The sequence below is a fragment of the Enterobacter cloacae complex sp. GF14B genome (genome assembly GCF_004136805.1).
GTDB lineage: Bacteria > Pseudomonadota > Gammaproteobacteria > Enterobacterales > Enterobacteriaceae > Enterobacter > Enterobacter hormaechei_C.
The window spans coordinates 1-20,586 of sequence record NZ_QFRV01000040.1 but is presented as its reverse complement, the minus strand read 5'-3'; the positions used below and the strand labels follow the sequence as shown (position 1 = coordinate 20,586).

General features: G+C 47.4%; 23 protein-coding genes and 2 pseudogenes. 22 read left to right on the top strand and 3 right to left on the bottom strand.

The window, feature by feature from the left end; genetic code table 11:
* Position 1: 1 nt before the first annotated feature.
* From DD606_RS14290 to DD606_RS14245, 10 genes are all read left to right on the top strand, one after another.
* Positions 2–199 carry a DNA-binding protein gene (locus DD606_RS14290; protein ID WP_000629109.1) on the top strand — a complete coding sequence of 66 codons (198 nt, stop codon included), beginning with the start codon at positions 2–4 and terminating at the stop codon, positions 197–199.
* On the top strand, positions 196–1,230 hold the full coding sequence (gene virB11, locus DD606_RS14285; protein ID WP_000650512.1) for a P-type DNA transfer ATPase VirB11: 1,035 nt from the start codon (positions 196–198) through the stop codon (positions 1,228–1,230). The genes DD606_RS14290 and virB11 overlap by 4 nt, the downstream gene beginning before the upstream one ends.
* A 2-nt stretch (positions 1,231–1,232) precedes the next feature.
* A complete protein-coding gene (locus tag DD606_RS14280; protein WP_000053822.1) occupies positions 1,233–3,068 on the top strand; it encodes a type IV secretory system conjugative DNA transfer family protein in 1,836 nt (611 codons plus the stop codon).
* Positions 3,065–3,457, top strand: a complete 393-nt coding sequence (locus DD606_RS14275) for a cag pathogenicity island Cag12 family protein (RefSeq protein ID WP_000738524.1) — start codon at positions 3,065–3,067, stop codon at positions 3,455–3,457. Before DD606_RS14280 ends, DD606_RS14275 begins: the two co-directional genes overlap by 4 nt.
* Before the next feature lie 87 nt (positions 3,458–3,544).
* On the top strand, positions 3,545–3,859 hold the full coding sequence (locus DD606_RS14270; protein ID WP_000754496.1) for a TrbM/KikA/MpfK family conjugal transfer protein: 315 nt from the start codon (positions 3,545–3,547) through the stop codon (positions 3,857–3,859).
* Positions 3,860–3,944: 85 nt separating this feature from the next.
* The gene (locus DD606_RS14265) at positions 3,945–4,271 is read left to right on the top strand and encodes a hypothetical protein (RefSeq protein ID WP_004208538.1); all 327 of its coding nucleotides are present in this window, start codon (positions 3,945–3,947) and stop codon (positions 4,269–4,271) included.
* A complete protein-coding gene (locus tag DD606_RS14260) occupies positions 4,268–4,762 on the top strand; it encodes a thermonuclease family protein (RefSeq protein ID WP_001215543.1) in 495 nt (164 codons plus the stop codon). Before DD606_RS14265 ends, DD606_RS14260 begins: the two co-directional genes overlap by 4 nt.
* An 82-nt stretch (positions 4,763–4,844) precedes the next feature.
* Entirely contained in the window at positions 4,845–6,107 is a 1,263-nt protein-coding gene (locus DD606_RS14255) for an ATP-binding protein (RefSeq protein WP_000517490.1), read from the top strand.
* 3 nt (positions 6,108–6,110) lie between these two features.
* On the top strand, positions 6,111–8,438 hold the full coding sequence (gene topB / locus DD606_RS14250; protein WP_004199098.1) for a type IA DNA topoisomerase: 2,328 nt from the start codon (positions 6,111–6,113) through the stop codon (positions 8,436–8,438).
* 11 nt (positions 8,439–8,449) lie between these two features.
* Positions 8,450–8,905, top strand: a complete 456-nt coding sequence (locus DD606_RS14245; protein ID WP_001293458.1) for an H-NS family nucleoid-associated regulatory protein — start codon at positions 8,450–8,452, stop codon at positions 8,903–8,905.
* A gap of 37 nt (positions 8,906–8,942) precedes the next feature.
* Here the strand turns inward: DD606_RS14245 and DD606_RS14240 are convergent, their stop codons facing one another.
* Complete coding sequence (locus tag DD606_RS14240; protein ID WP_000351937.1) at positions 8,943–9,593, bottom strand: YkgJ family cysteine cluster protein; 651 nt, start codon at positions 9,591–9,593, stop codon at positions 8,943–8,945.
* Here DD606_RS14240 and DD606_RS14235 point away from each other — a divergent pair.
* From DD606_RS14235 to dqlB, 7 genes are all read left to right on the top strand, one after another.
* Complete coding sequence (locus tag DD606_RS14235; RefSeq protein WP_032072053.1) at positions 9,583–9,849, top strand: hypothetical protein; 267 nt, start codon at positions 9,583–9,585, stop codon at positions 9,847–9,849. The genes DD606_RS14240 and DD606_RS14235 overlap by 11 nt on opposite strands.
* Before the next feature lie 16 nt (positions 9,850–9,865).
* Positions 9,866–10,045, top strand: coding sequence for a hypothetical protein (locus DD606_RS14230; protein ID WP_023408316.1), 180 nt, complete (start codon positions 9,866–9,868; stop codon positions 10,043–10,045).
* On the top strand, positions 10,042–10,863 hold the full coding sequence (locus DD606_RS14225; protein WP_000196235.1) for a SprT-like domain-containing protein: 822 nt from the start codon (positions 10,042–10,044) through the stop codon (positions 10,861–10,863). The genes DD606_RS14230 and DD606_RS14225 overlap by 4 nt, the downstream gene beginning before the upstream one ends.
* Positions 10,864–10,972: 109 nt before the next feature.
* Positions 10,973–11,227 (top strand): hypothetical protein, encoded by a 255-nt coding sequence (locus DD606_RS14220; protein WP_000510385.1) that lies wholly within the window; start codon positions 10,973–10,975, stop codon positions 11,225–11,227.
* A 17-nt stretch (positions 11,228–11,244) separates the two neighbouring features.
* Positions 11,245–11,520 carry a hypothetical protein gene (locus DD606_RS14215; protein ID WP_000557557.1) on the top strand — a complete coding sequence of 92 codons (276 nt, stop codon included), beginning with the start codon at positions 11,245–11,247 and terminating at the stop codon, positions 11,518–11,520.
* On the top strand, positions 11,517–11,795 hold the full coding sequence (locus tag DD606_RS14210; protein ID WP_001093608.1) for a hypothetical protein: 279 nt from the start codon (positions 11,517–11,519) through the stop codon (positions 11,793–11,795). The genes DD606_RS14215 and DD606_RS14210 overlap by 4 nt, the downstream gene beginning before the upstream one ends.
* An 804-nt stretch (positions 11,796–12,599) precedes the next feature.
* Complete coding sequence (dqlB, locus tag DD606_RS26640) at positions 12,600–12,695, top strand: DinQ-like type I toxin DqlB (RefSeq protein ID WP_000609145.1); 96 nt, start codon at positions 12,600–12,602, stop codon at positions 12,693–12,695.
* Positions 12,696–12,946: 251 nt separating this feature from the next.
* Here the strand turns inward: dqlB and DD606_RS14200 are convergent.
* Positions 12,947–13,459 (bottom strand): annotated as a pseudogene (locus tag DD606_RS14200) (Tn3 family transposase); the annotation flags it as partial.
* A 143-nt stretch (positions 13,460–13,602) separates the two neighbouring features.
* On the opposite strand from DD606_RS14200, the gene DD606_RS14195 reads away from it, so the two are divergent.
* Together DD606_RS14195 and DD606_RS14190 are read left to right on the top strand one after the other, a co-directional pair.
* A complete protein-coding gene (locus DD606_RS14195) occupies positions 13,603–16,620 on the top strand; it encodes a Tn3-like element IS3000 family transposase (protein ID WP_004199413.1) in 3,018 nt (1,005 codons plus the stop codon).
* Positions 16,621–16,839: 219 nt separating this feature from the next.
* A complete protein-coding gene (locus DD606_RS14190) occupies positions 16,840–17,841 on the top strand; it encodes an IS30 family transposase (RefSeq protein WP_023408311.1) in 1,002 nt (333 codons plus the stop codon).
* A gap of 108 nt (positions 17,842–17,949) precedes the next feature.
* On the opposite strand, the gene DD606_RS14185 is transcribed toward DD606_RS14190, so the two are convergent.
* On the bottom strand, positions 17,950–18,930 hold the full coding sequence (locus DD606_RS14185) for an IS5-like element IS5 family transposase (RefSeq protein ID WP_000019402.1): 981 nt from the start codon (positions 18,928–18,930) through the stop codon (positions 17,950–17,952).
* A gap of 234 nt (positions 18,931–19,164) precedes the next feature.
* Here DD606_RS14185 and DD606_RS14180 point away from each other — a divergent pair, with 234 nt between their 5' ends.
* The 3 genes and pseudogenes from DD606_RS14180 to DD606_RS14170 form a co-directional block, all read left to right on the top strand.
* A complete protein-coding gene (locus DD606_RS14180; protein WP_023408309.1) occupies positions 19,165–19,977 on the top strand; it encodes a subclass B1 metallo-beta-lactamase NDM-5 in 813 nt (270 codons plus the stop codon).
* A gap of 3 nt (positions 19,978–19,980) precedes the next feature.
* Complete coding sequence (gene ble / locus DD606_RS14175) at positions 19,981–20,346, top strand: bleomycin binding protein Ble-MBL (RefSeq protein WP_004201167.1); 366 nt, start codon at positions 19,981–19,983, stop codon at positions 20,344–20,346.
* Positions 20,347–20,350: 4 nt separating this feature from the next.
* A pseudogene (locus tag DD606_RS14170) lies at positions 20,351–20,586 on the top strand (N-(5'-phosphoribosyl)anthranilate isomerase); the annotation flags it as partial.

Here is a 20,586-nt window from a genome sequence, read left to right as displayed (position 1 = left end):
TTTGATAACGCTGGATATCAAAGAGTTTTCAATGCTGTTAGGAATAAGGGAAAGCGAAATATACCATCATATTCGTAAGGGCATACCAATAAATGGCGTTCCTTTCCCCAAACCACTGAAACAAATCAAAACGCATCGATTTAATTACGAAGAAGTCATGCGTTTTATTGAAGATCTTAAAGGAAAAGGTGAATTATGAAGGATGCAGAGAACAGACATATTGTTTATGAAATAATAGATGAATACTTCCACCACTGGCTTAATGAAGTCGATGGTTTAACTGAAATCGCGGTAAATCGGCCTGATGAACTGTTTGTTAAAGTGAGTGGGAAATGGCAGCAGCATGAATTAAAAATGGATTTTAAAGATTGTATGTCATTTGCAGGGGCAATTTCTGATTATCATGATGGTGGGTCGGTTACGCCAGAATATCCCTTACGTTCTGTTACGCTCCCCGGAGGGGAGCGTGTACAAATAGTTATTCCCCCGGCAACGGAACGGGAAACGGTGTCTATTACAATCCGTAAGCCGTCCAGTGTGTTTATCGACCATGATACCTTTGTTAAACAAGGGTTTTACTCAAGGCTAAATCAAGGGGGGAAATTCAGGGATAAAGAAGATGAATTATCTTCAATGTTTAAAGATAATTGTTTTGAACAATTTGTCCCTGAATGCCTGGTTAAGGGTAAAACGATGGTATTTTGTGCCGGAACGGGGGCGGGTAAAACCACCTTTGCAAATGCCTGTCTTCAGTACATACCCCATCATTTACGATGTATTTCAATTGAAGATACAGATGAAGCAAAGTTCAGGTTCCACAAAAATCATGTGAAATTGTATTACCCGTCAGAAGGGGAAAGTAGCACTGTCAGTTCCGCTTCTCTTTTACGTTCTGGTTTTCGTATGAACCCGGACAGAATCCTCATGACTGAGGTTCGCGGCGCGGAAGCCTGGGATTTTCTCAAAGGCTCAAGTTCCGGCCATGCAGGGAACCTTACAACCGTCCATGAGAGCACCCCTGAAGATGCTGTGCTTGGACTGGTTCAACGGTGCTATATGAACCCTGAATGTCAGAATTTGCCTTATAACATTATATTGCGGAGGGTGTTAAGCAACGTCGATGTGATTATGAGTATTAAGTACATCGATGAGGAAGATAACCGATTTGCATCGGGTATTTACTATCGTGATATTCATTTTCAGGAATACTTTGAAAAGCTGAAGGAGTGATTATGTCTCTGAAACTACCCGATAAAGGCCAGTGGGCTTTTATCGGTCTGGTTATGTGTCTTGTGACGTATTATACTGGCTCAGTTGCTGTTTACTTCCTGAACGGAAAAACGCCGCTTTATATATGGAAGAATTTTGATTCCATGCTGCTGTGGCGGATAATAACAGAGAGTAATATACGGACAGATATCAGGTTAACCGCAATCCCCTCTCTTTTATCAGGTATGGTTTCGTCTCTCATTGTGCCTGTTTTTATTATCTGGCAACTGAATAAAACGGATGTTGCTCTTTATGGTGACGCGAAGTTTGCCAGTGATAATGATTTAAGAAAATCGAAACTTCTGAAATGGGAGAAAGAAAACGATACTGATATTCTTGTAGGTGCATATAAAGGTAAATACCTGTGGTATACCGCACCAGATTTTGTATCACTTGGCGCAGGAACCCGCGCAGGTAAAGGGGCTGCAATAGGTATTCCAAACCTGCTGGTCAGGAAACATTCCCTGATTGCATTAGATCCAAAACAGGAACTGTGGAAAATCACCAGTAAGGTACGTGAAAAACTGCTGGGTAATAAGGTCTATCTTCTTGACCCTTTCAACAGTAAAACGCATCAGTTTAACCCGCTTTTCTATATTGATTTAAAAGAAGAGAGCGGGGCTAAAGACCTGCTGAAGCTGATTGAGATCCTGTTCCCGTCTTACGGTCTGACCGGAGCGGAAGCACACTTTAATAACCTCGCGGGGCAGTACTGGACGGGGCTGGCAAAATTGCTTCATTTCTTTATTAACTACGACCCCTCCTGGCTTGGTGAGTTCGGGCTTAAACCTGTTTTCTCAATTGGTTCTGTAGTCGATTTGTACAGCAACATCGACCGGGAGCTGATACTCAGTAAGCGAGAAGACCTGGAGGGAACAAAAGGACTTGATGAAAACGCGCTGTATCATCTGCGCGATGCCCTGACCAAAATCAGGGAGTATCACGAAACCGAAGACGAACAACGTTCGAGTATTGATGGTTCGTTTCGTAAGAAAATGAGTCTGTTTTATCTTCCGACTGTTCGCAAATGTACAGACGGCAATGATTTCGACCTTCGCCAGTTGCGCCGGGAAGATATCACTGTTTATGTTGGCGTTAATGCTGAAGATATGTCCCTGGCCTATGACTTCCTCAACCTGTTCTTTAACTTCGTTGTGGAAGTCACGTTACGAGAAAACCCTGACTTTGACCCGACACTGAAACATGACTGTCTGATGTTCCTGGATGAGTTTCCGTCTATTGGTTACATGCCAATCATTAAAAAAGGTTCGGGTTATATTGCCGGGTTTAAACTCAAACTTCTGACGATTTACCAGAATATCAGTCAGCTTAATGAAATCTATGGTGTTGAAGGTGCCAAAACGCTGATGAGTGCGCATCCCTGCCGGATTATCTACGCTGTCAGTGAAGAAGATGACGCTAAAAAGATTTCGGAAAAGCTGGGCTATATCACCACCAAATCGACAGGTTCAAGCAAGACAAGCGGACGCTCAACGTCGAAAAGCAGTTCAGAAAGTGAGGCGCAGCGCGCCCTTGTGCTCCCGCAGGAGCTGGGAACGCTGGATTTTAAAGAAGAATTTATCATTCTTAAAGGTGAAAACCCGGTTAAAGCTGAGAAAGCCCTCTACTTCCTCGACCCGTATTTTATGGACAGGCTGATGATGGTAAGCCCCAAACTTACCGAGTTAACCGCCTCTCTGAATAAGACTAAAAAAGTATTGGGTGTTAAAGGGCTTAAATATCCTTCTAAAGAAAAAATGCTCTCCGTCGGTGAGCTGGAGTCAGAGGTTTTACTATGAAAAAAATGTTAATGGTCAGTGTCCTTTTTCTCTCTGCCTGTTCCTCTCCGCCTGAACCACCACAGGTTGACTGGGAACAGAATCCTGAAACGGTGAATACACAATTAATGGACTGGCAACCGACATACTCAGTTATTAAATCAGACAAGGTTAATTCATCGTGGGTTAAGGTTATCCATAATTTCAGGCCTGAAAACCGCCTTTACGATGATGCTGTTTTTTATTCTGTTGCACATTCTGATTCAGTGATTGTTGAAACCAGTAACGGAACAGACTTTTTCACAGCTAAAAACTGGTTGAGGGCGAACGGTGCAAACGGTGTCATACAGTATCGTTATAAAATGAACTGTTTTTCTTGCCGGACTACCAGTGTTTATTTATCACGATAACGCCGGATTAATAAAATTCTTGTAATTTTATTGAGCCGGGGTTGAACAACCGCAGGGCGTTAGTTGCCCGTTATCCATGAGGTGTATATGAAAAAGACCGTAACCACGGCAGTGCTGCTTTGTGCGTTCGCTGCCGGAACTGCTCATGCTGAGGAAAAGGCCGACCCGAACGATCCATGTGCAATGGTGTTATGCCTTGCCGGAAAACTTGACGGAAGTAGTCCGGCAGAATGTGACCCGATGTATAAAAGTTTTATGTCAATCAGGAAAAAGAATAAACATGGTTTTTTACCCGATCACACGGCAGATGCCAGAAAGAAAAAACTAAATGAATGTCCTGCGGCTGATGCAGGTACAGTAAGTAAAATTATTTCAAGCTTTGGCCGATTGAAAAACTTTTAATTCTGTTTGATTTAATTCTGATGTGAATACGCAAGTTTCAGGTTTGAGACTGGAACTTGCGAACATTTTTTACAGGGGTGGGAGGATGAAAATTATTAACGTACCTGATGCAAGAAGTGTGAGAATTGCCGGAATTGAAATTATCGATAGTGTCAAATCGGTCGCTTCTGTTTTTACTGAAATTTTGTTGTTTATGGTCTGGTTTCCGGCAATTGTCTATGGGCTTTATCGTTTTGTTATCGTTTTGTGGGATGCTTCCTTAAAGCCGCAATCGCTCATTGAGTTTATTAATTTCATGGTTGAGTTATACAGCTATGTACTTCCTTCGTTGGCTGTTATCGCAGTGGCTTTAGTCGTCGTTTTATCCATTTTTAAAAGACTCTCAGCAATATGGGAGGGAAGAAAGCAATGAGACATTTTTTTAATGTTCTTTCCTTTGCTGTTGCCCTGTTGCCAGCTACATTGTGTGCTGCTCAGATTCAGGGGAAAGTTATTCGCGTTCTCGATGGAGATACCATCGAAGTTAAAACACTACCCGCGAAAATTGTTGTGTATGAAGTTCCGATTCGAGTCCGATTGATAAATATCGATGCACCGGAAAAAAAACAACCCTTTGGTCGCTGGTCAACCAATCAACTTAAAGCCCTGCTGGCAGGGCAATCAGTTACCGTCTCTTATACGCAAACAGATCGCTACGGGCGAGTCCTGGGACGAGTGGTGACAGCGAACGGCACTGAGGCTAACCGCCAGCAAGTGCTAAAAGGGGCTGCATGGGTTTATGACAGGTACAACACCGATAACTCATTACCGGCTCTGCAACGGGAAGCTCAGACACAGAAGCGCGGCCTGTGGGCTGACAGTAATCCCGTTCCTCCGTGGGAGTGGCGTCATAAACAAAACTGACGCGCTTCGCTTGTCCAACCCCTCCTCTGCCTGAAGAAAATCTTCAGGCAACGTCACGGTTTTTAATATACATGGTGCGCATATGGGTAAATTAACTCTGGTAGAGCAGGCTTTACGGCTCCATAAAGAATATTACGGTGAAGATAATTTTGGTACTGTCGTAAAGGATTGTGATTACTATCCTAAAGTGGCAGAGATTTTTATAAACAGAAAGAATCGTAAAATTTATTCGAATCTTGATATCGAACCCGTTGCTTCAACCGTCGTTCATACGGGAAGTAGCCCTGTTATGGCTAAAGCCGGGAGGATTAAAAAGCTTATGTTTAAAGATGGTTCGGGAGCATACCGGATTCATCTTGGTCAAAATGAAGTGGTTCATATTATTCGCTTCATTCTTAACTCTAAAGTCAGAATGGAGTACGCAGTTGGCACAACCAAAAGTATGTCGATGCTTCATAATCTTTGCGAAGCTGGACGCGCTAAATTAAACCGCTCTTTACCCCGTAAAGGTATCTGGAAAATCGGGTGTTACGACGGCGTTTATTATCACGGTAAGGCAAGGAAGGAAGAAATAGAAAACGCTTTACGTTTTTCTGTTCATCCAAAGTTTAATGAGCTGGAGAATGACTTTAATCAGTTCTTTTCGGATATTGATTTCTACACCCGTTATGGTCAGTCAGGAATGCGAAAAGTGCTTTTTACTGGTCCTCCGGGCACAGGGAAAACGACTATCGCAAAAGCTTTGGGGGCAAAATATCAGGATAAATATGTATTTGTTTATGCTGATGATTACTTTAAAGATGTTTGCTATGCCGCAGCTCAAAAGAAAATACCCGTTATCATAATAGCTGAAGAGGTTGATGAACTTTATCGGGCTGATGCCGGAACGTTAAGTTTTCTTGATGGGGCTGATACACCGCGAAATCTTGCCGGGACATATGTTATTTTTTCAACGAACTATCCTAACCGGATTGATCCGCGCATCAGAAAACGCCCTGGCAGAATTGACAGAATCATATCTGTAGGTGCTTTTCGGACTAAAGCCGCTGCCGCTTGTGCCAAAATGTACTTACCAGACGATATAAATATTGACCTTAAAGAACTTGGCGCGGTGCTGGACAGAACGACTCCTGCTGAAATAAAGGAGATAATAAATATTGCTATTGGCATGATTCGCGGAACAAAAAACGAATTAACAGTAGATGTAATCAAGAATGCGCGTGCCTTTTTGAAAGGAACCCTTGACCTTAGTGTGCAGGAGGCAGAAGAAGACATAGAGGAAAGGGAAGAAATCTTTAAAAAGAATGGTGCGCAGCCTGACTATTCAAGTTACCTTGAGGATTGATTAATGAGACTTTTTATTGCAGAAAAACCGTCTTTAGCAAAGGCTATTTTTGAAGGACTGGGCGGAAATCCCAATACAGAAAAGAAAAACGGCTATTTTGAACACGGTTCTGATGTCGTTACCTGGTGTTATGGTCATATGCTGGAGCTTTACGACCCACAGGATTATGACGACAAATATTCCAACTGGCGTTATAGTGATTTACCCATTAAAGCGGTTTATCCGCCAAAATATAAAATCAAGCCTGAATCAGAAGCACAGACCCGCATTATTTTGTCTCTTATCGATAAAGCCGACAGCATCGTTCATTCAGGCGACCCCGATGATGAAGGATGTTTGCTGGTTGATGAGATTCTGGGTTATGCCGGAAACAAGAAACCCGTCCAGCGACTGCTTGTTGCCGACCTCAACCTTGCGCCAGTGCAAAAATCACTGTCGAATTTACAACCTAACGATAAATTTCGCGGTATGACGTTAAGCGCCCTGGCGCGTTCCCTGTGCGATCAGGGTTTTGGCTATAACATGACGCGGGGATGTACATTAAAAGGCCGTGAGAAGGGCTATGACGGCGTTCTGAACGTTGGCCGGGTACAAAGTGCCGTTCTTGGTCTGGTGAACATGCGCACGCTGGCGAACCAGAATCACACAGAAAGCTTTTATTACGATGTATTCGCCAGTCTGTCGATGAACGGGCATCAGATTAAGGCGAAATATCAGACAACAGACGACGATCAGATAGACGAGAAAAAACGCCTGATCTCCGAAGCTCAGGCCGCGCATATTGCCGGACGTGTTACGGGTAAGGATGCTATTGTTACTATCGCGACGACAAAGCCGGAAAATAGCAAGCCTCCGCTTCCGCTTAACCTTTCCACGCTTCAGCAGCTCTGCGCAAAGCGATTTGGTTATTCTGCAAAAGATACGCTCGATGTGATGCAGGGGCTGTATGAAACTCACAAGCTTCTGACCTATCCACGTTCTGACAATCGCTATCTTTCAGATGAGCATTATTACCAGGCCGGAGATATTGCCACTGCTATAGCGGCCACCGTACCCGAACTGGCGTCTGCGATCGTAGATATGGATAAAGGCCAGAAACACAAAGCCTTTAATGCCAGTAAGATTGAGGCGCACCACGCCATCATCCCGACGACAAAAAGCGGAGCCGGTATTCAGCTTAATGAAAAAGAGCGGAACGTTTATAACCTGGTGTCCGTCTACTTTATCGGGCTGTTCTACCCGGATGCGATCCGCAACAAGACGAAAATCCACTTTGATATTAAGGGGGATACCTTTACGGCCACACAGAGCGTTCTGGTACAAAAGGGCTGGGAAGCGCTGGGTAAGGATAGTGATGACGAGGACGAAACCGAAGATGCCGGAACGGACGGTTTTGACCTTTCATTGCTGAAATTTAATGACAGCGGCCTGTGTGAATCGGCAGACGTGGACAAGAAAAAGACTACACCACCTCGCTATTTCACAGAGTCAACGTTACTGGCCGCCATGACGAGTGCGGCAAAATTCATTGATGATCCGGCTCTCAGAAAGGCGCTGGAAGCGAAAGACGAGGGCAGCAGTGATCGTGGCAGTATCGGAACGGAAGCCACCCGCGCGGGTATTCTTGAGAAACTGGCGGCAAATACCGGGCTTATCTCCATCGAAAAAGAAAAGGGGTATTCGGAGCTGGTATGGAAAACCACAAAACAAGGCCAGGAGTTTTGCGCTGCACTGCCTCCTGAAATCACTAAACCGGATATCTCCGCTCTGTGGGCTGAAAAGCAGTCTCAGATCAAAGCCGGAGAGCTGACAGTTGAGGAGTTTATTAAGGAAAATGATGAGTACGTCCAGGGGTTAATCGACGAGCTGGACAGGAACGGAATTTCGATTTCTTCAAATGCCACGCCCTGCCCGGTTTGTAACAACGGTTTCCTGCGTAAGCGTAAGGGGCAAAATGGCTTTTTCTGGGGATGCTCCTGCTACCCTGAATGCAAGACAACATTCCCGGACAAAGACGGCAAACCGGATATGGAAGCAAAATCCAGATCAGAAGGTTCCATGTCCCGGCTCGAAGCCCCCTGCCCTTCATGCAGTAAAGAAATTATTATCCGGCCTAAAGGCTTTTTCTGTTCCGGGTGCGAGTTTAAAATCTGGTCTGAAGTGTCAGGAAAAAAACTGACACAAAATCAGGTTGAGACATTAATCAAAAAAGGTAAAACCGGAGAGATTAAAGGCTTTACCAGTAATAAAACCGGGAAAAAGTTTGACGCTGCAATTGTTTTGCAGGATAAAACTACGGGTAAACTTGGGTTTCAGTTCAGTAAAAAATAAGGATTAACTCGATGAGTGAAAATGAAACGTTTGACGCAACAAAAAAGCTACTCCTGAATATTCGCTCTGTTCGTGTTTTTGCGCGAGAAACCAGCTTTGAACAACTGCTGGAAATGCAGGAAAAGCTTAACGCCGTGATCGAAGAACGTCGTGAAGAAGCAGAGCGTGAGGCAGCAGAACGCGCAGAGCGCGAAAGAAAGCGCCAGGAACTGCTCCAGTTGATTGCCGGAGAAGGTTTTTCACCGGAAGAACTGCTTGGCCTGTCCGAAGATGCGCAAAAAACACGCAAAAAGACGTTGCCAAAAGCGCCGCCTAAATATCAGTTTGATGAAAACGGCGAAACGAAATACTGGTCTGGTCGTGGCCGGACACCAAAACCAATCGACGAAGCGTTAAAAGCTGGCCGTTCTCTTGATGAGTTTCTCATCAAAAAAGATGCTTCCAGCACTGCTGGTGACGAACAGTAATCTAACAAGCCTCTGACACTGCGTCAGAGGCTTTTTTTTAGCAAAAAGGGCGCGGGGGGTTATGGTGAAGAAATCTTTGGATATCTTCGCGGGGATAAGGGAAGTAGTCTCTGATATCTTTGGTTTCTAACTTACCAGTGCAGTGATACGTCTGAAAATAGATCCACTCTGCTATTGTTTTGTAGATGTGATTTCCCATGTTCGCGCTTTGAGAACCATACTGCATGACTTGTGCATCCAGGTCATTACACATCTCCGGCGGAGTGAGTACATGATATGTCCTGCATAACAGCGGGCGGTAATTGTAGATTGAGCATGTTCCCTTCTCAGACAAAAACGGACATTTTGACTCATGCCCGGTCGTAAGCGGGTTGTCTCTGGCAGTAAGTTTACTTGCTTGTGCAATATGTGTTGCCTCAAGCGCGGTTAAATGAACATCCATTTTACAGCACGAAGAGCACCCCTTTTGACAGGAGGTAAACGTGCTCACAAATTCTTTGTTAAAACGATCCAAAAAGGCGTACATCTGTTTTAACTTGAGGTAAATATTACCGGATTGAGTATTGAGTTTATTTATGAGTGCCTTTAACTCATCGAAATACTTATCAGGTACGGGTTTCAGATTGGTATAGCCGGGTAATGTTTCGCCTGGCTCCAGGTGGATCACTGAGTTAGGTTTGATATCCATTGCTTTTGCTTCCTATATTCTTCTCGCGCTGGTTGTTCATTTGACACTAAAACAAGCGTCATACAATGGCAAGGTGTCAAGCCCAGCAGTAAATCACGCTTGCCAGCAAACCAGTTTCCTGCAGCCGGTTTGGCCGTTGATTTTTGCCAGCAATATTACCCGCTCGATGCCCGCCCTGGGCGTGAAATTGCCAGCAAAAAAGATTGCCGCTATCAAAGGTGTGGTTTATATTATCTGTATCGTACGATACAGATAATGGAGAAGCTTAATAGATGACTGAAAAAATCACTGACGAGGAACTGGTAGATTTGTTGGAGGCGCTCAAAAGAGCACATGGTATGGGCGTTTGTTCAAAGGCGGTTAAGCTGGCACAGCGTTGCGCTGATGTGTTCCCTGCTATTGTTGCAGAGTTACAGGAATATCGGAACGCCGCTAAGCGAACTTCAGCATGACAAGAGCCACGGAACGCGCTTACAGCGAGCTACAACAGGCGTTTGATTTCTATAACCAGCGCCTTTTTGACGGCGAACTCCCTGACTGTCTGATTACGTTCCAGCGCGGCAAGAACACAATGGGCTATTTCAGTTACAGGCGCTTTGTTGCTGCTGACGGCAGCGGCAGGATGATTGATGAAATCGCCCTCAATCCTGAATACTTCCCGGTGTACCCGCTTATTGAAGTCATGCAAACGCTGGTTCATGAGCAGTGCCATATGTGGCAGTACCACTACGGCAACCCGTCGCGTAAGACGTACCACAATGCGCAGTGGGCGGCAAAAATGGAAAGTATCGGACTTATGCCCTCCTCCACCGGGAGACCTGGTGGTGCGAAAGTCGGCCAGAAGATTAATGACTATCCGATCCCTGGTGGCCGCTTCCAGCGCGTCACACTGGAACTGTTCCAGGGGCAATTTGCTTTGAGCTGGTTTGATCGCTTCCCTGTCCAGGTCGAACAACAAAAAGATATGACCGCCGTAATAGAGCAATGGCGCGAAACGCTTGCTCTGGCGCATCAAAATGCTGAGGCCGGGATTGATATAGAAGCGGTGCTTTCTATGGCTCTGCTGCCGTCAGTGTCACCGCAGAACGGGAGCCATTCAGATGATATGGCCGGGAGCAATGACAATGATTTGTCAGTTGCAGCATTTGAGGACAAGCCAAAACGAAATAAAGTTAAATATCAGTGTCGCGGGTGTGGCGCTGCCGTGTGGGGCAAAGCCGGACTGAATATTGAATGCGGCGATTGCGAGCTGGCTTTCATCGAAAATTAATTGCCAGCAAATTTTCCCGGTCACATCTGTTGGCCAGTGTTTTTTGCCAGCAAAGTTTCTTCCCGGGTTCGCGCCGGCAGCGCAAAAATGACAGCAAAAGAGGGGTATCATGGGGCATTACACAATCAGAACGAATGACGACGAAGATCAGGCCATTAAAAAGGCGCAGGAAGCGACCGGACAGGCATCAGCCAGCAAAACCTTTATGACGGCTATCCTTGAGCTTCAGCGTAACAGAGACGAGATGGCGCAGCTACGGCGTGAACTGGCGCAGGAAAAAGCGCGGAGTCAGGAGCTGGTATCATCGGTAAAACAATTCCGTTCCAGCCTGAACAATCTGTTTGATCTGGCTGACAACCCTTAAATAACAAGGAGCGAAACGTGCATACCACAAATGCGATTATCCTGTGCCTGGTGTCATATCCCTGCATCGTTGCATGGGTTATCTATAAAAACAGATTTGTCGATTACTTGTTTTTAACTCTGCTTGCTTGTTTGGGGAGCATTTTTTCAGTCGTATTGTATAAACAGCCCGACTACTCATTGACCATATATCAGGCCGTTGCTGTCGGCTATGCTGCCGTGATCATGCCAACGGTGTTAGTTTTGAGTGTCGTTAATATCTTCATGGGAAAAGCAGAGAGAACGTGCAAATGAATACACTGGCTGCACTGGAAAATACGTTTCGTGATATGAGAAAGCATGGCTGCCAAACAGTCATGGTCACGCAGTCTTTAGCTGATTTTGGCCGCTACAGCTATAAACCGCGCCCTGCATTTCAGGACTGGATCGAACGGCTGAAGACTGGCGAACGTCTGCCGCGAGGCCGTTACTTTGTTGGCAAGAAGCCTGGTGGCCGCCTGGTGCTCATTGATGAATTGGGGGGAACATGGACAGAAAAAGTAACAGTGATTCATACCAACGCTGGATGATAGAGAAGGCTGACAAAAGGGAAAGGACGCAAATCAGTATGTCGTTCGTAAAGATGAAGGACGTACTTTTTAACGTGCTGGCTATCGGTACTGTTTTAGCAGCCCTGGTGGTGATCTTTTATGAAGTGCAAAGCAGCTTATAAATTGATGGCCGTTGACAATGAATGTCATACTACCTGACCGGGCAATGCCGGAAGATTTCTTTCACGGGTGATGGTTTGTGATCCCGGCATTGTTCCGGCGCTCTCTCGTAAATTCTCGCGCCCAATCCCCCTCGCAAAACCTCAGAATTCACGTAACGCACCGCGATTTCGGCAACCATCAACCCTAACGTCCTTATGTTGTTGGGTTTGCCGCAGAACAATTTATTCATTTAAAATAGATTTAAACGAAGCGGGAAACCGCAGACGTAAAAAAACCGACTGGTGAGGTCGGCTTTTTTACGGTTCCGGTGCGAGCTGGTAACTCAGCCCGGAAGGGAAACTCTCTACAACTGACAATAGTATGATAATCCGTGAAGCCTGATTATGCAATATGACGGGCAGTGACTGTGCGTTAACGGTTTGCCTGAACGTTAGATAAACGTATAATCAGAGGGTTAGCTCTGTGGTGAGTCTCTCCCTGCATTCCGCTAAATGCGGCATGAACAGGTTCAAAGTCCTGACAGGTAATACAGGTGGTGCTGGTTATCTGTGCTCTGGCAGGAGTGAGACTCTCTACAACTGACAAGACGAAGAGAAGCCGTGGTGACAGGCAGTGTAAGAGCAAGCCACGGTGTCTTTACTCCATTTATGGAGAAAACGGATGATTAACCTGTTAATCATCGTTCTGAGGGCGGTAGCGGCGCTTGCAAACGCGCTGATTGCCATTCTGGAACTGATCCGCCAGTTCATCGACTAATGAACACGGAAACGTAATTAAGGCCGGAGGAACACCACCTCCGGCCTTTAATAAAAATATAGTTTAGTTACAACATTCACTAGTCTGTACTAACCACCACACACCTGACCTTCTGCGCACAAGTTACCTTTAATCACTCCTAAACAGGCATTTCATGAAACTCCCCTGTTCTTGCATCGGTAACAGGGGTCTGACGCTCAGTGGAACGAAAACTCACGTTAAGCAACGTTTTCTGCCTCTGACGCCTCTTTTAATGGTCTCAGATGTCCTTTGGTCACCAGTTCTGCCAGCGTGAAGGAATAATGGCCGAGCATATTGATATGTCCGTGGCAAAGCGGGGAGAGGCGTGCGATATCTTCATCATTCAGTGTTTCACCCTGCGCCCGGAGATGATCCAGGGCTGCCTGCATATAAATAGTGTTCCATAACACGACGGCGTTAGTGACCAGCCCCAGTGTGCCCAGTTGATCTTCCTGACCGTCGGTATATCGTTTTCTTATCTCACCTTTTTGACCGTGACAGATGGCTCTGGCAACGGCATGGCGACTTTCTCCCCGATTAAGCTGGGTCAGAATGCGCCGGCGGTAATCTTCATCATCAATATAATTAAGCAGATACAGCGTTTTGTTGATGCGCCCCACTTCAATGATTGCCTGAGTCAGTCCGGAAGGACGTTCACTTTTCAGCAATGAACGGACCAGCACTGAAACCTGTACTTTGCCCAGCTTCAGGGAGCCAGCGGTCCGGATCATTTCGTCCCACTGAGGGGTTCTAGGGATTTTCCGTCCAAAAACGACAAAGTGCTCTGGAGGCCCCGCCGTCTGTGGCCTCCAGAGGGGTATTACTTTTTTCGAGATCCCTATTTGGGCTCTGTTTGAGTAAGATTTAGTCTTTTTGGGCTAAATCCATGGCATTCGAAGAACGTGTCCAAATCTTGTCCGAGGCAGAACAAGATGAGTTATATGGACCCCCCGCTTTCACCTCCGCCGACCAACGCTTCTTTTTCTCGCTGAACGATAAGGAACTGGCGATCGCTAAAAGCCTCCGTCATCGGGGCCAGCGTTACATGCTGGTGGTACTGCTGGGCTATTTCAAAGCCAAGCCGGTGGTGCTGAATCCCGGCTTTCATCAGATCAAGCAGGACCTCAAATACGTTTATCAAACCGTTCTACCAGGCCCAGGCTGTAGACCCTTTAATCTCACGCCAAAAGAGAACGAACGGATTTACCAACGTGTTTTCCAGCTCTGCAACTACCAGCGCTGGAATGTCAAAGACCATGGAGCGGCGTTGAGAGATTACTTATCCCAGCAAGCCAGAGCCTGGACAGCGCCTAGGCACCTCTTCGATGCGGCCAATGAATATTGTTCGGGGCAGAAGATCGCAATCCCTGCCTACAGCACGCTGCAAAAGATCATCAGTCAGGTGGTGGGAGACGAACAGGAACACATGGCCGCGCACCTTGAGCGTGCAATGTCACGCGGTCTTAAGCAAGCACTGGCGGAGCTCGTGAACGGCACAGGTCCACTGCCGTTCCGACAGTTGCGACAATCGGCTCGTAACTTCACCGGAACCGAGTTGGAGAAAGAACTGATTGTCTATCGCCATATCCAGCATTGGATGCCGGAAGTGGATCTGCTGTTGAGCACGCTATCACTGTCGCAGAAAAATCTGCAACACCTGGCAGAGAAAGTCGACTACTACGGTGCCAAACTGAAACGTCAAACCGTAGGCAGCCAATGGCTGTATTTATTGTGCTATCTTCAAACGCGATGGCAGCAAGCGCTGGAACGTATTGCCGATGGCTTTGTGCATCATGTCAGACAGACCAAACAGAAGGCAAAGGATTATGCGCAGGAAGCGGTGTTTAAGGATTGGCAAAAAGCAGCTAAAAATGTCAGCAAGGCAGCTGAAGTACTGCACCTGTTCATTGATGACAGCATTGATCTGCAACTACCGTTTGCAACAGTAAGACAGCAAGCACTGAGCCTGCTGACCAAAAGGGATCTGGAATCTGTATGTCTCTTCCTGAACGAGCAGCGACGATCGGTCGATGAAGCCATGTGGCAGTACTGCGACGAGAAAGAAAGTCTGCGGAAAGGTTTGCTGCGAGAGTTGTTCCTATGTCTGCGCTTCGAAGGCTGCGACGGCACCCAGCACTTAGCGGCCGCCTTGGCGAAAACACAAAACGAACTCAACGGCCAGGACGCTCAGTTGCAAACTGCCGACACCAGACTCCTTTCCAAAAAATCACGTGAATTCCTGCTGGATGGTGAAGGGAATATCCTGATCGATCGTTATGAGTGGTTCCTCTATCAACAGATTCCTGATCGCCTGAATGGCCAGCTGACGCTGCCTGATATCACTAAATACCGGGCACTCGACGCCGACCTGATCGACGGGGAACATTGGCGAAAAAACAAATATACGCTGCTTCAACAGAGCCATTTTACAAAATTAGCGGAGGAGCCTGAAAAGCTGATCAAACAGATGGCCATGGAATTGGATACCCGTTTGTACGAAGTCGGCGAATATCTTGAACAGGAAGACAACCGGAATATCATCTTGCGTAATCCGCAGGGTAAACGCTTCTGGCGCCTGCCTTCGGCCAGCAAACATCATCTGGTCAACAATCCCTTCTTCCAGCAAATTCCCACAACGGGGATTGCGGATGTACTGCGCATGGTTGATCGTGACACCGGTTTCATTGACTGCTTCGCTCATGTGCTGGGTTCCCAATCCAGAAGCCGTTCCCATGAATATGACCTGTTGGCAATTCTGGTCGGCAATGCAACCAATCAAGGCATTTACGGCATGGCACAGATCTCTGATCGTACCTATGATCAGCTCAGCACTATCCAGGCGAACTATCTTCGCCTGGAAACATTGAATGCTGCTAACGACAACATCAATAACGCGACAGCCAAGCTACCCATCTTCCGGTACTACAACATCCAGGAAGATGTGATCCACGCCAGTGCCGATGGTCAAAAGTTCGAAGCCCGGCGCGAGACCTTCAAAACCCGTTATTCGTCGAAGTACTTTGGCACTCAAAAAGGTGTTTCTGCCATGACCTTGATCGCCAATCACGCTGCGATCAACGCCAGAGTGATCGGCGCCAACGAACATGAATCGCACTACATCTTTGATTTGTTGATGAGCAATACGTCAGACATCATTCCGGATGTGCTCTCAACCGATACCCATGGGGTGAACCATGTGAACTTCGCGTTACTGGATCTGTTCGGATACCAGTTTGCCCCACGCTATGCCCAGGTTGGCAAAGTGATCAATGACATGTTTGATGTCAAGGAAGACAAAGAACACCGAATTCAGCTGTGCTTAAAAAAGCCAATCAATACCCATCGTATTGCGCAGCACTGGGATACCATCCAACGGATTGCAGTATCACTTAAGCAGCGGAAAACAACGCAAGCCACCTTGGTGAGAAAGCTCTCGGAGTACAAGCGCAATCACCCGCTGCTGGAAGCCCTGACGGAATACAATCGCCTGGTGAAAGCGAATTATCTACTGTGCTACATCGATGATGCCAGTTTAAGAAACTATGTTCAGCGCGCGCTGAACCGGGGAGAGGCCTATCACCAACTGCGTCGGGCCGTGAGCAGCGTCAATGGGGATCAGTTCCGGGGCAGTTCAGACGAAGAAATCCAGCTATGGAATGAGTGCGCTCGCCTGGTCACCAATGCCATCGTTTACTTCAACTCCAGGATACTCAGCCAGCTGTTGACCAGCTTCGAATACCAAGGAGATACCAAGAGAATAGATATCGTCAAACAGGCATCCCCTGTGGCCTGGCACAACATTAACCTCAAGGGGACTTACCACTTCGAATTGAGCGAAAAATTGCCAGATCTGGAGGAGCTTATGCGCTCAATCGAGGGATATTTACCCGTCAGCGAAAAGTAATACCCCTCTGGAGGCCACGGACGGCGCGGCCTCCAGAGCACTTTGTCGTTTTTGGACGGAAAATCCCTAGAACCCCATTATCTAAAAATACTTAATTGTCTTTTAACGTCGCTAAATTTTAAATAAATAAGTGAAGAGTGTTAGTGGAGCCACTGATTTAAAGTTGGCAGAGTAAAACTTGAAGTGCGACATAAACCACCTAATTAATTTAAAGGGTTTATGGAGTATATAAAATTGTCATACCATCATCTTAACTTTGAAGATCGTACTGCATTAATGCTTGAGTCAAGAAAAGAAGGCTTTTCAGCCAGAAAATTTGCTGAACTCATTAAAAGACATCCTAGTACGATCTATCGTGAGCTTAAAAGAAATAGCATCAATGACGTTTATCAAGCTCGATATGCTTCTGATAACACCTTCGCTAGACGTAGACGTGGTCACAGAAAACTCAAAATCGATTCAATCCTCTGGAAATTTATTGTTGAAGCGATCCGTTGTTTATGGTCTCCTCAGCAAATAGCAAAGCGTTTAAAGACATTTCCTGATTTGGATCAAACAATGAATGTAAGCCATACAACGATTTATTCAACGATACGAGCATTACCAAAGGGTGAGTTGAAAAAAGACTTATTATCCTGTCTACGTCATGAAAATAAAAAGCGAAAAGCTAACGGTGAACCTAAAAAAGATTCTATATTACAGGATATTAAAACTATTCATGAGCGCCCAGCCGAAGTTCAAGAAAGAAAAATACCGGGTCATTGGGAAGCTGATTTAATTAAAGGTAAAGACAATAAAAGTTCGATAGCAACACTTATTGAACGAAATACACGGCTCTGTATCTTGGCAACATTACCTGATGCAAAGGCAGAATCAGTGCGCAAGGCTTTAACTGAAGCTCTGAAATATTTACCTGCAGAACTGCGTAAAACGTTGACCTATGACCGTGGACGTGAGATGTCAGAACATAAAATACTCGAAGAAGATTTAGGCATAGATGTATATTTCTGTGACCCACATTCACCCTGGCAAAAAGGCACATGCGAAAATATGAATGGTTTAATTAGGCAATATTTACCTAAAGGGATTGATTTAAATCAGGCAGATCAGCATTATTTAAATCAAGTTGCCATGTCACTGAATACTCGTCCTAGAAAGGCGTTAGATTGGCTTACACCATTAGGGAAGGTGCGAATAAGCGGGGAAATTCTTCTCGGCTGACTCAGTCATTTCATTTCTTCATGTTTGAGCCGATTTTTTCTCCCGTAAATGCCTTGAATCAGCCTATTTAGACCGTTTCTTCGCCATTTAAGGCGTTATCCCCAGTTTTTAGTGAGATCTCTCCCACTGACGTATCATTTGGTCCGCCCGAAACAGGTTGGCCAGCGTGAATAACATCGCCAGTTGGTTATCGTTTTTCAGCAACCCCTTGTATCTGGCTTTCACGAAGCCGAACTGTCGCTTGATGATGCGAAATGGGTGCTCCACCTTGGCCCGGATGCTGGCTTTCATGTATTCGATGTTGATGGCCGTTTTGTTCTTGCGTGGATGCTGTTTCAAGGTTCTTACCTTGCCGGGGCGCTCGGCGATCAGCCAGTCCACATCCACCTCGGCCAGCTCCTCGCGCTGTGGCGCCCCTTGGTAGCCGGCATCGGCTGAGACAAATTGCTCCTCTCCATGCAGCAGATTACCCAGCTGATTGAGGTCATGCTCGTTGGCCGCGGTGGTGACTAGGCTGTGGGTCAGGCCACTCTTGGCATCGACACCAATGTGGGCCTTCATGCCAAAGTGCCATTGATTGCCTTTCTTGGTCTGATGCATCTCCGGATCGCGTTGCTGCTCTTTGTTCTTGGTCGAGCTGGGTGCCTCAATGATGGTGGCATCGACCAAGGTGCCTTGAGTCATCATGACGCCTGCTTCGGCCAGCCAGCGATTGATGGTCTTGAACAATTGGCGGGCCAGTTGATGCTGCTCCAGCAGGTGGCGGAAATTCATGATGGTGGTGCGGTCAGGCAAGGCGCTATCCAGGGATAACCGGGCAAACAGACGCATGGAGGCGATTTCGTACAGAGCATCTTCCATCGCGCCATCGCTCAGGTTGTACCAATGCTGCATGCAGTGAATGCGTAGCATGGTTTCCAGCGGATAAGGTCGCCGGCCATTACCAGCCTTGGGGTAAAACGGCTCGATGACTTCCACCATGTTTTGCCATGGCAGAATCTGCTCCATGCGGGACAAGAAAATCTCTTTTCTGGTCTGACGGCGCTTACTGCTGAATTCACTGTCGGCGAAGGTAAGTTGATGACTCATGATGAACCCTGTTCCATGGCTCCAGATGACAAACATGATCTCATATCAGGGACTTGTTCGCACCTTCCTTAGAGAAATTTGCTCAGCTTGTTGATTATCATATGGCTTTTGAAACTGTCGCACCTCATGTTTGAATTCGCCCCATATTTTTGCTACAGTGAACCAAATTAAGATCATCTATTTACTAGGCCTCGCATTTGCGGGGTTTTTAATGCTGAATAAAAGGAAAACTTGATGGAATTGCCCAATATTATGCACCCGGTCGCGAAGCTGAGCACCGCATTAGCCGCTGCATTGATGCTGAGCGGGTGCATGCCCGGTGAAATCCGCCCGACGATTGGCCAGCAAATGGAAACTGGCGACCAACGGTTTGGCGATCTGGTTTTCCGCCAGCTCGCACCGAATGTCTGGCAGCACACTTCCTATCTCGACATGCCGGGTTTCGGGGCAGTCGCTTCCAACGGTTTGATCGTCAGGGATGGCGGCCGCGTGCTGTTGGTCGATACCGCCTGGACCGATGACCAGACCGCCCAGATCCTCAACTGGATCAAGCAGGAGATCAACCTGCCGGTCGCGCTGGCGGTGGTGACTCACGCGCATCAGGACAAGATGGGCGGTATGGACGCGCTGCATGCGGCGGGGATTGCGACTTATGCCAATGCGTTGTCGAACCAGCTTGCCCCGCAAGAGGGGCTGGTTGCGGCGCAACACAGCCTGACTTTCGCCGCCAATGGCTGGGTCGAACCAGCAACCGCGCCCAACTTTGGCCCGCTCAAGGTATTTTACCCCGGCCCCGGCCACACCAGTGACAATATCACCGTTGGGATCGACGGCACCGACATCGCTTTTGGTGGCTGCCTGATCAAGGACAGCAAGGCCAAGTCGCTCGGCAATCTCGGTGATGCCGACACTGAGCACTACGCCGCGTCAGCGCGCGCGTTTGGTGCGGCGTTCCCCAAGGCCAGCATGATCGTGATGAGCCATTCCGCCCCCGATAGCCGCGCCGCAATCACTCATACGGCCCGCATGGCCGACAAGCTGCGCTGAGCCATGGCTGACCACGTCACCCCCAATCTGCCATCGCGCGATTTCGATGTGACAGAGGCGTTTTATGCGAAGCTGGGCTTTGCGACGAGTTGGAAGGATCGCGGCTGGATGATCCTGCAGCGCGGCGGTTTGCAGCTCGAATTCTTCCCCTATCCTGACCTCGACCCAGCTACGAGCTCGTTCGGCTGTTGCCTGCGGTTGGATGATCTCGATGCCATGGTGGCATTGGTGAACGCGGCGGGAGCCGAGGAAAAAAGCACCGGCTGGCCGCGCTTCAAAGCTCCGCAACTGGAGGCGAGCGGCCTGAGGATCGGCTACCTGATCGATCCCGACTGCACGCTGGTGCGGCTGATCCAGAACCCCGACTGACCGCATGCCCGCGAAAATCAAGATTTGCGGGATCAGCACACCCGAGGCGCTCGATGCGACCATCGCGGCGCGGGCGGACTATGCCGGGTTGGTGTTCTATCCAGCGTCGCCCCGTGCGGTTACGTCGAATGTCGCGGGCGCTTTGACATCGCGCGCAGCTGGCCAGATCGCCATGGTCGGTTTGTTCGTCGATGCGGATGATGCTGTCATCGCCGACGCACTGGTGGCAGCCAAGCTGAA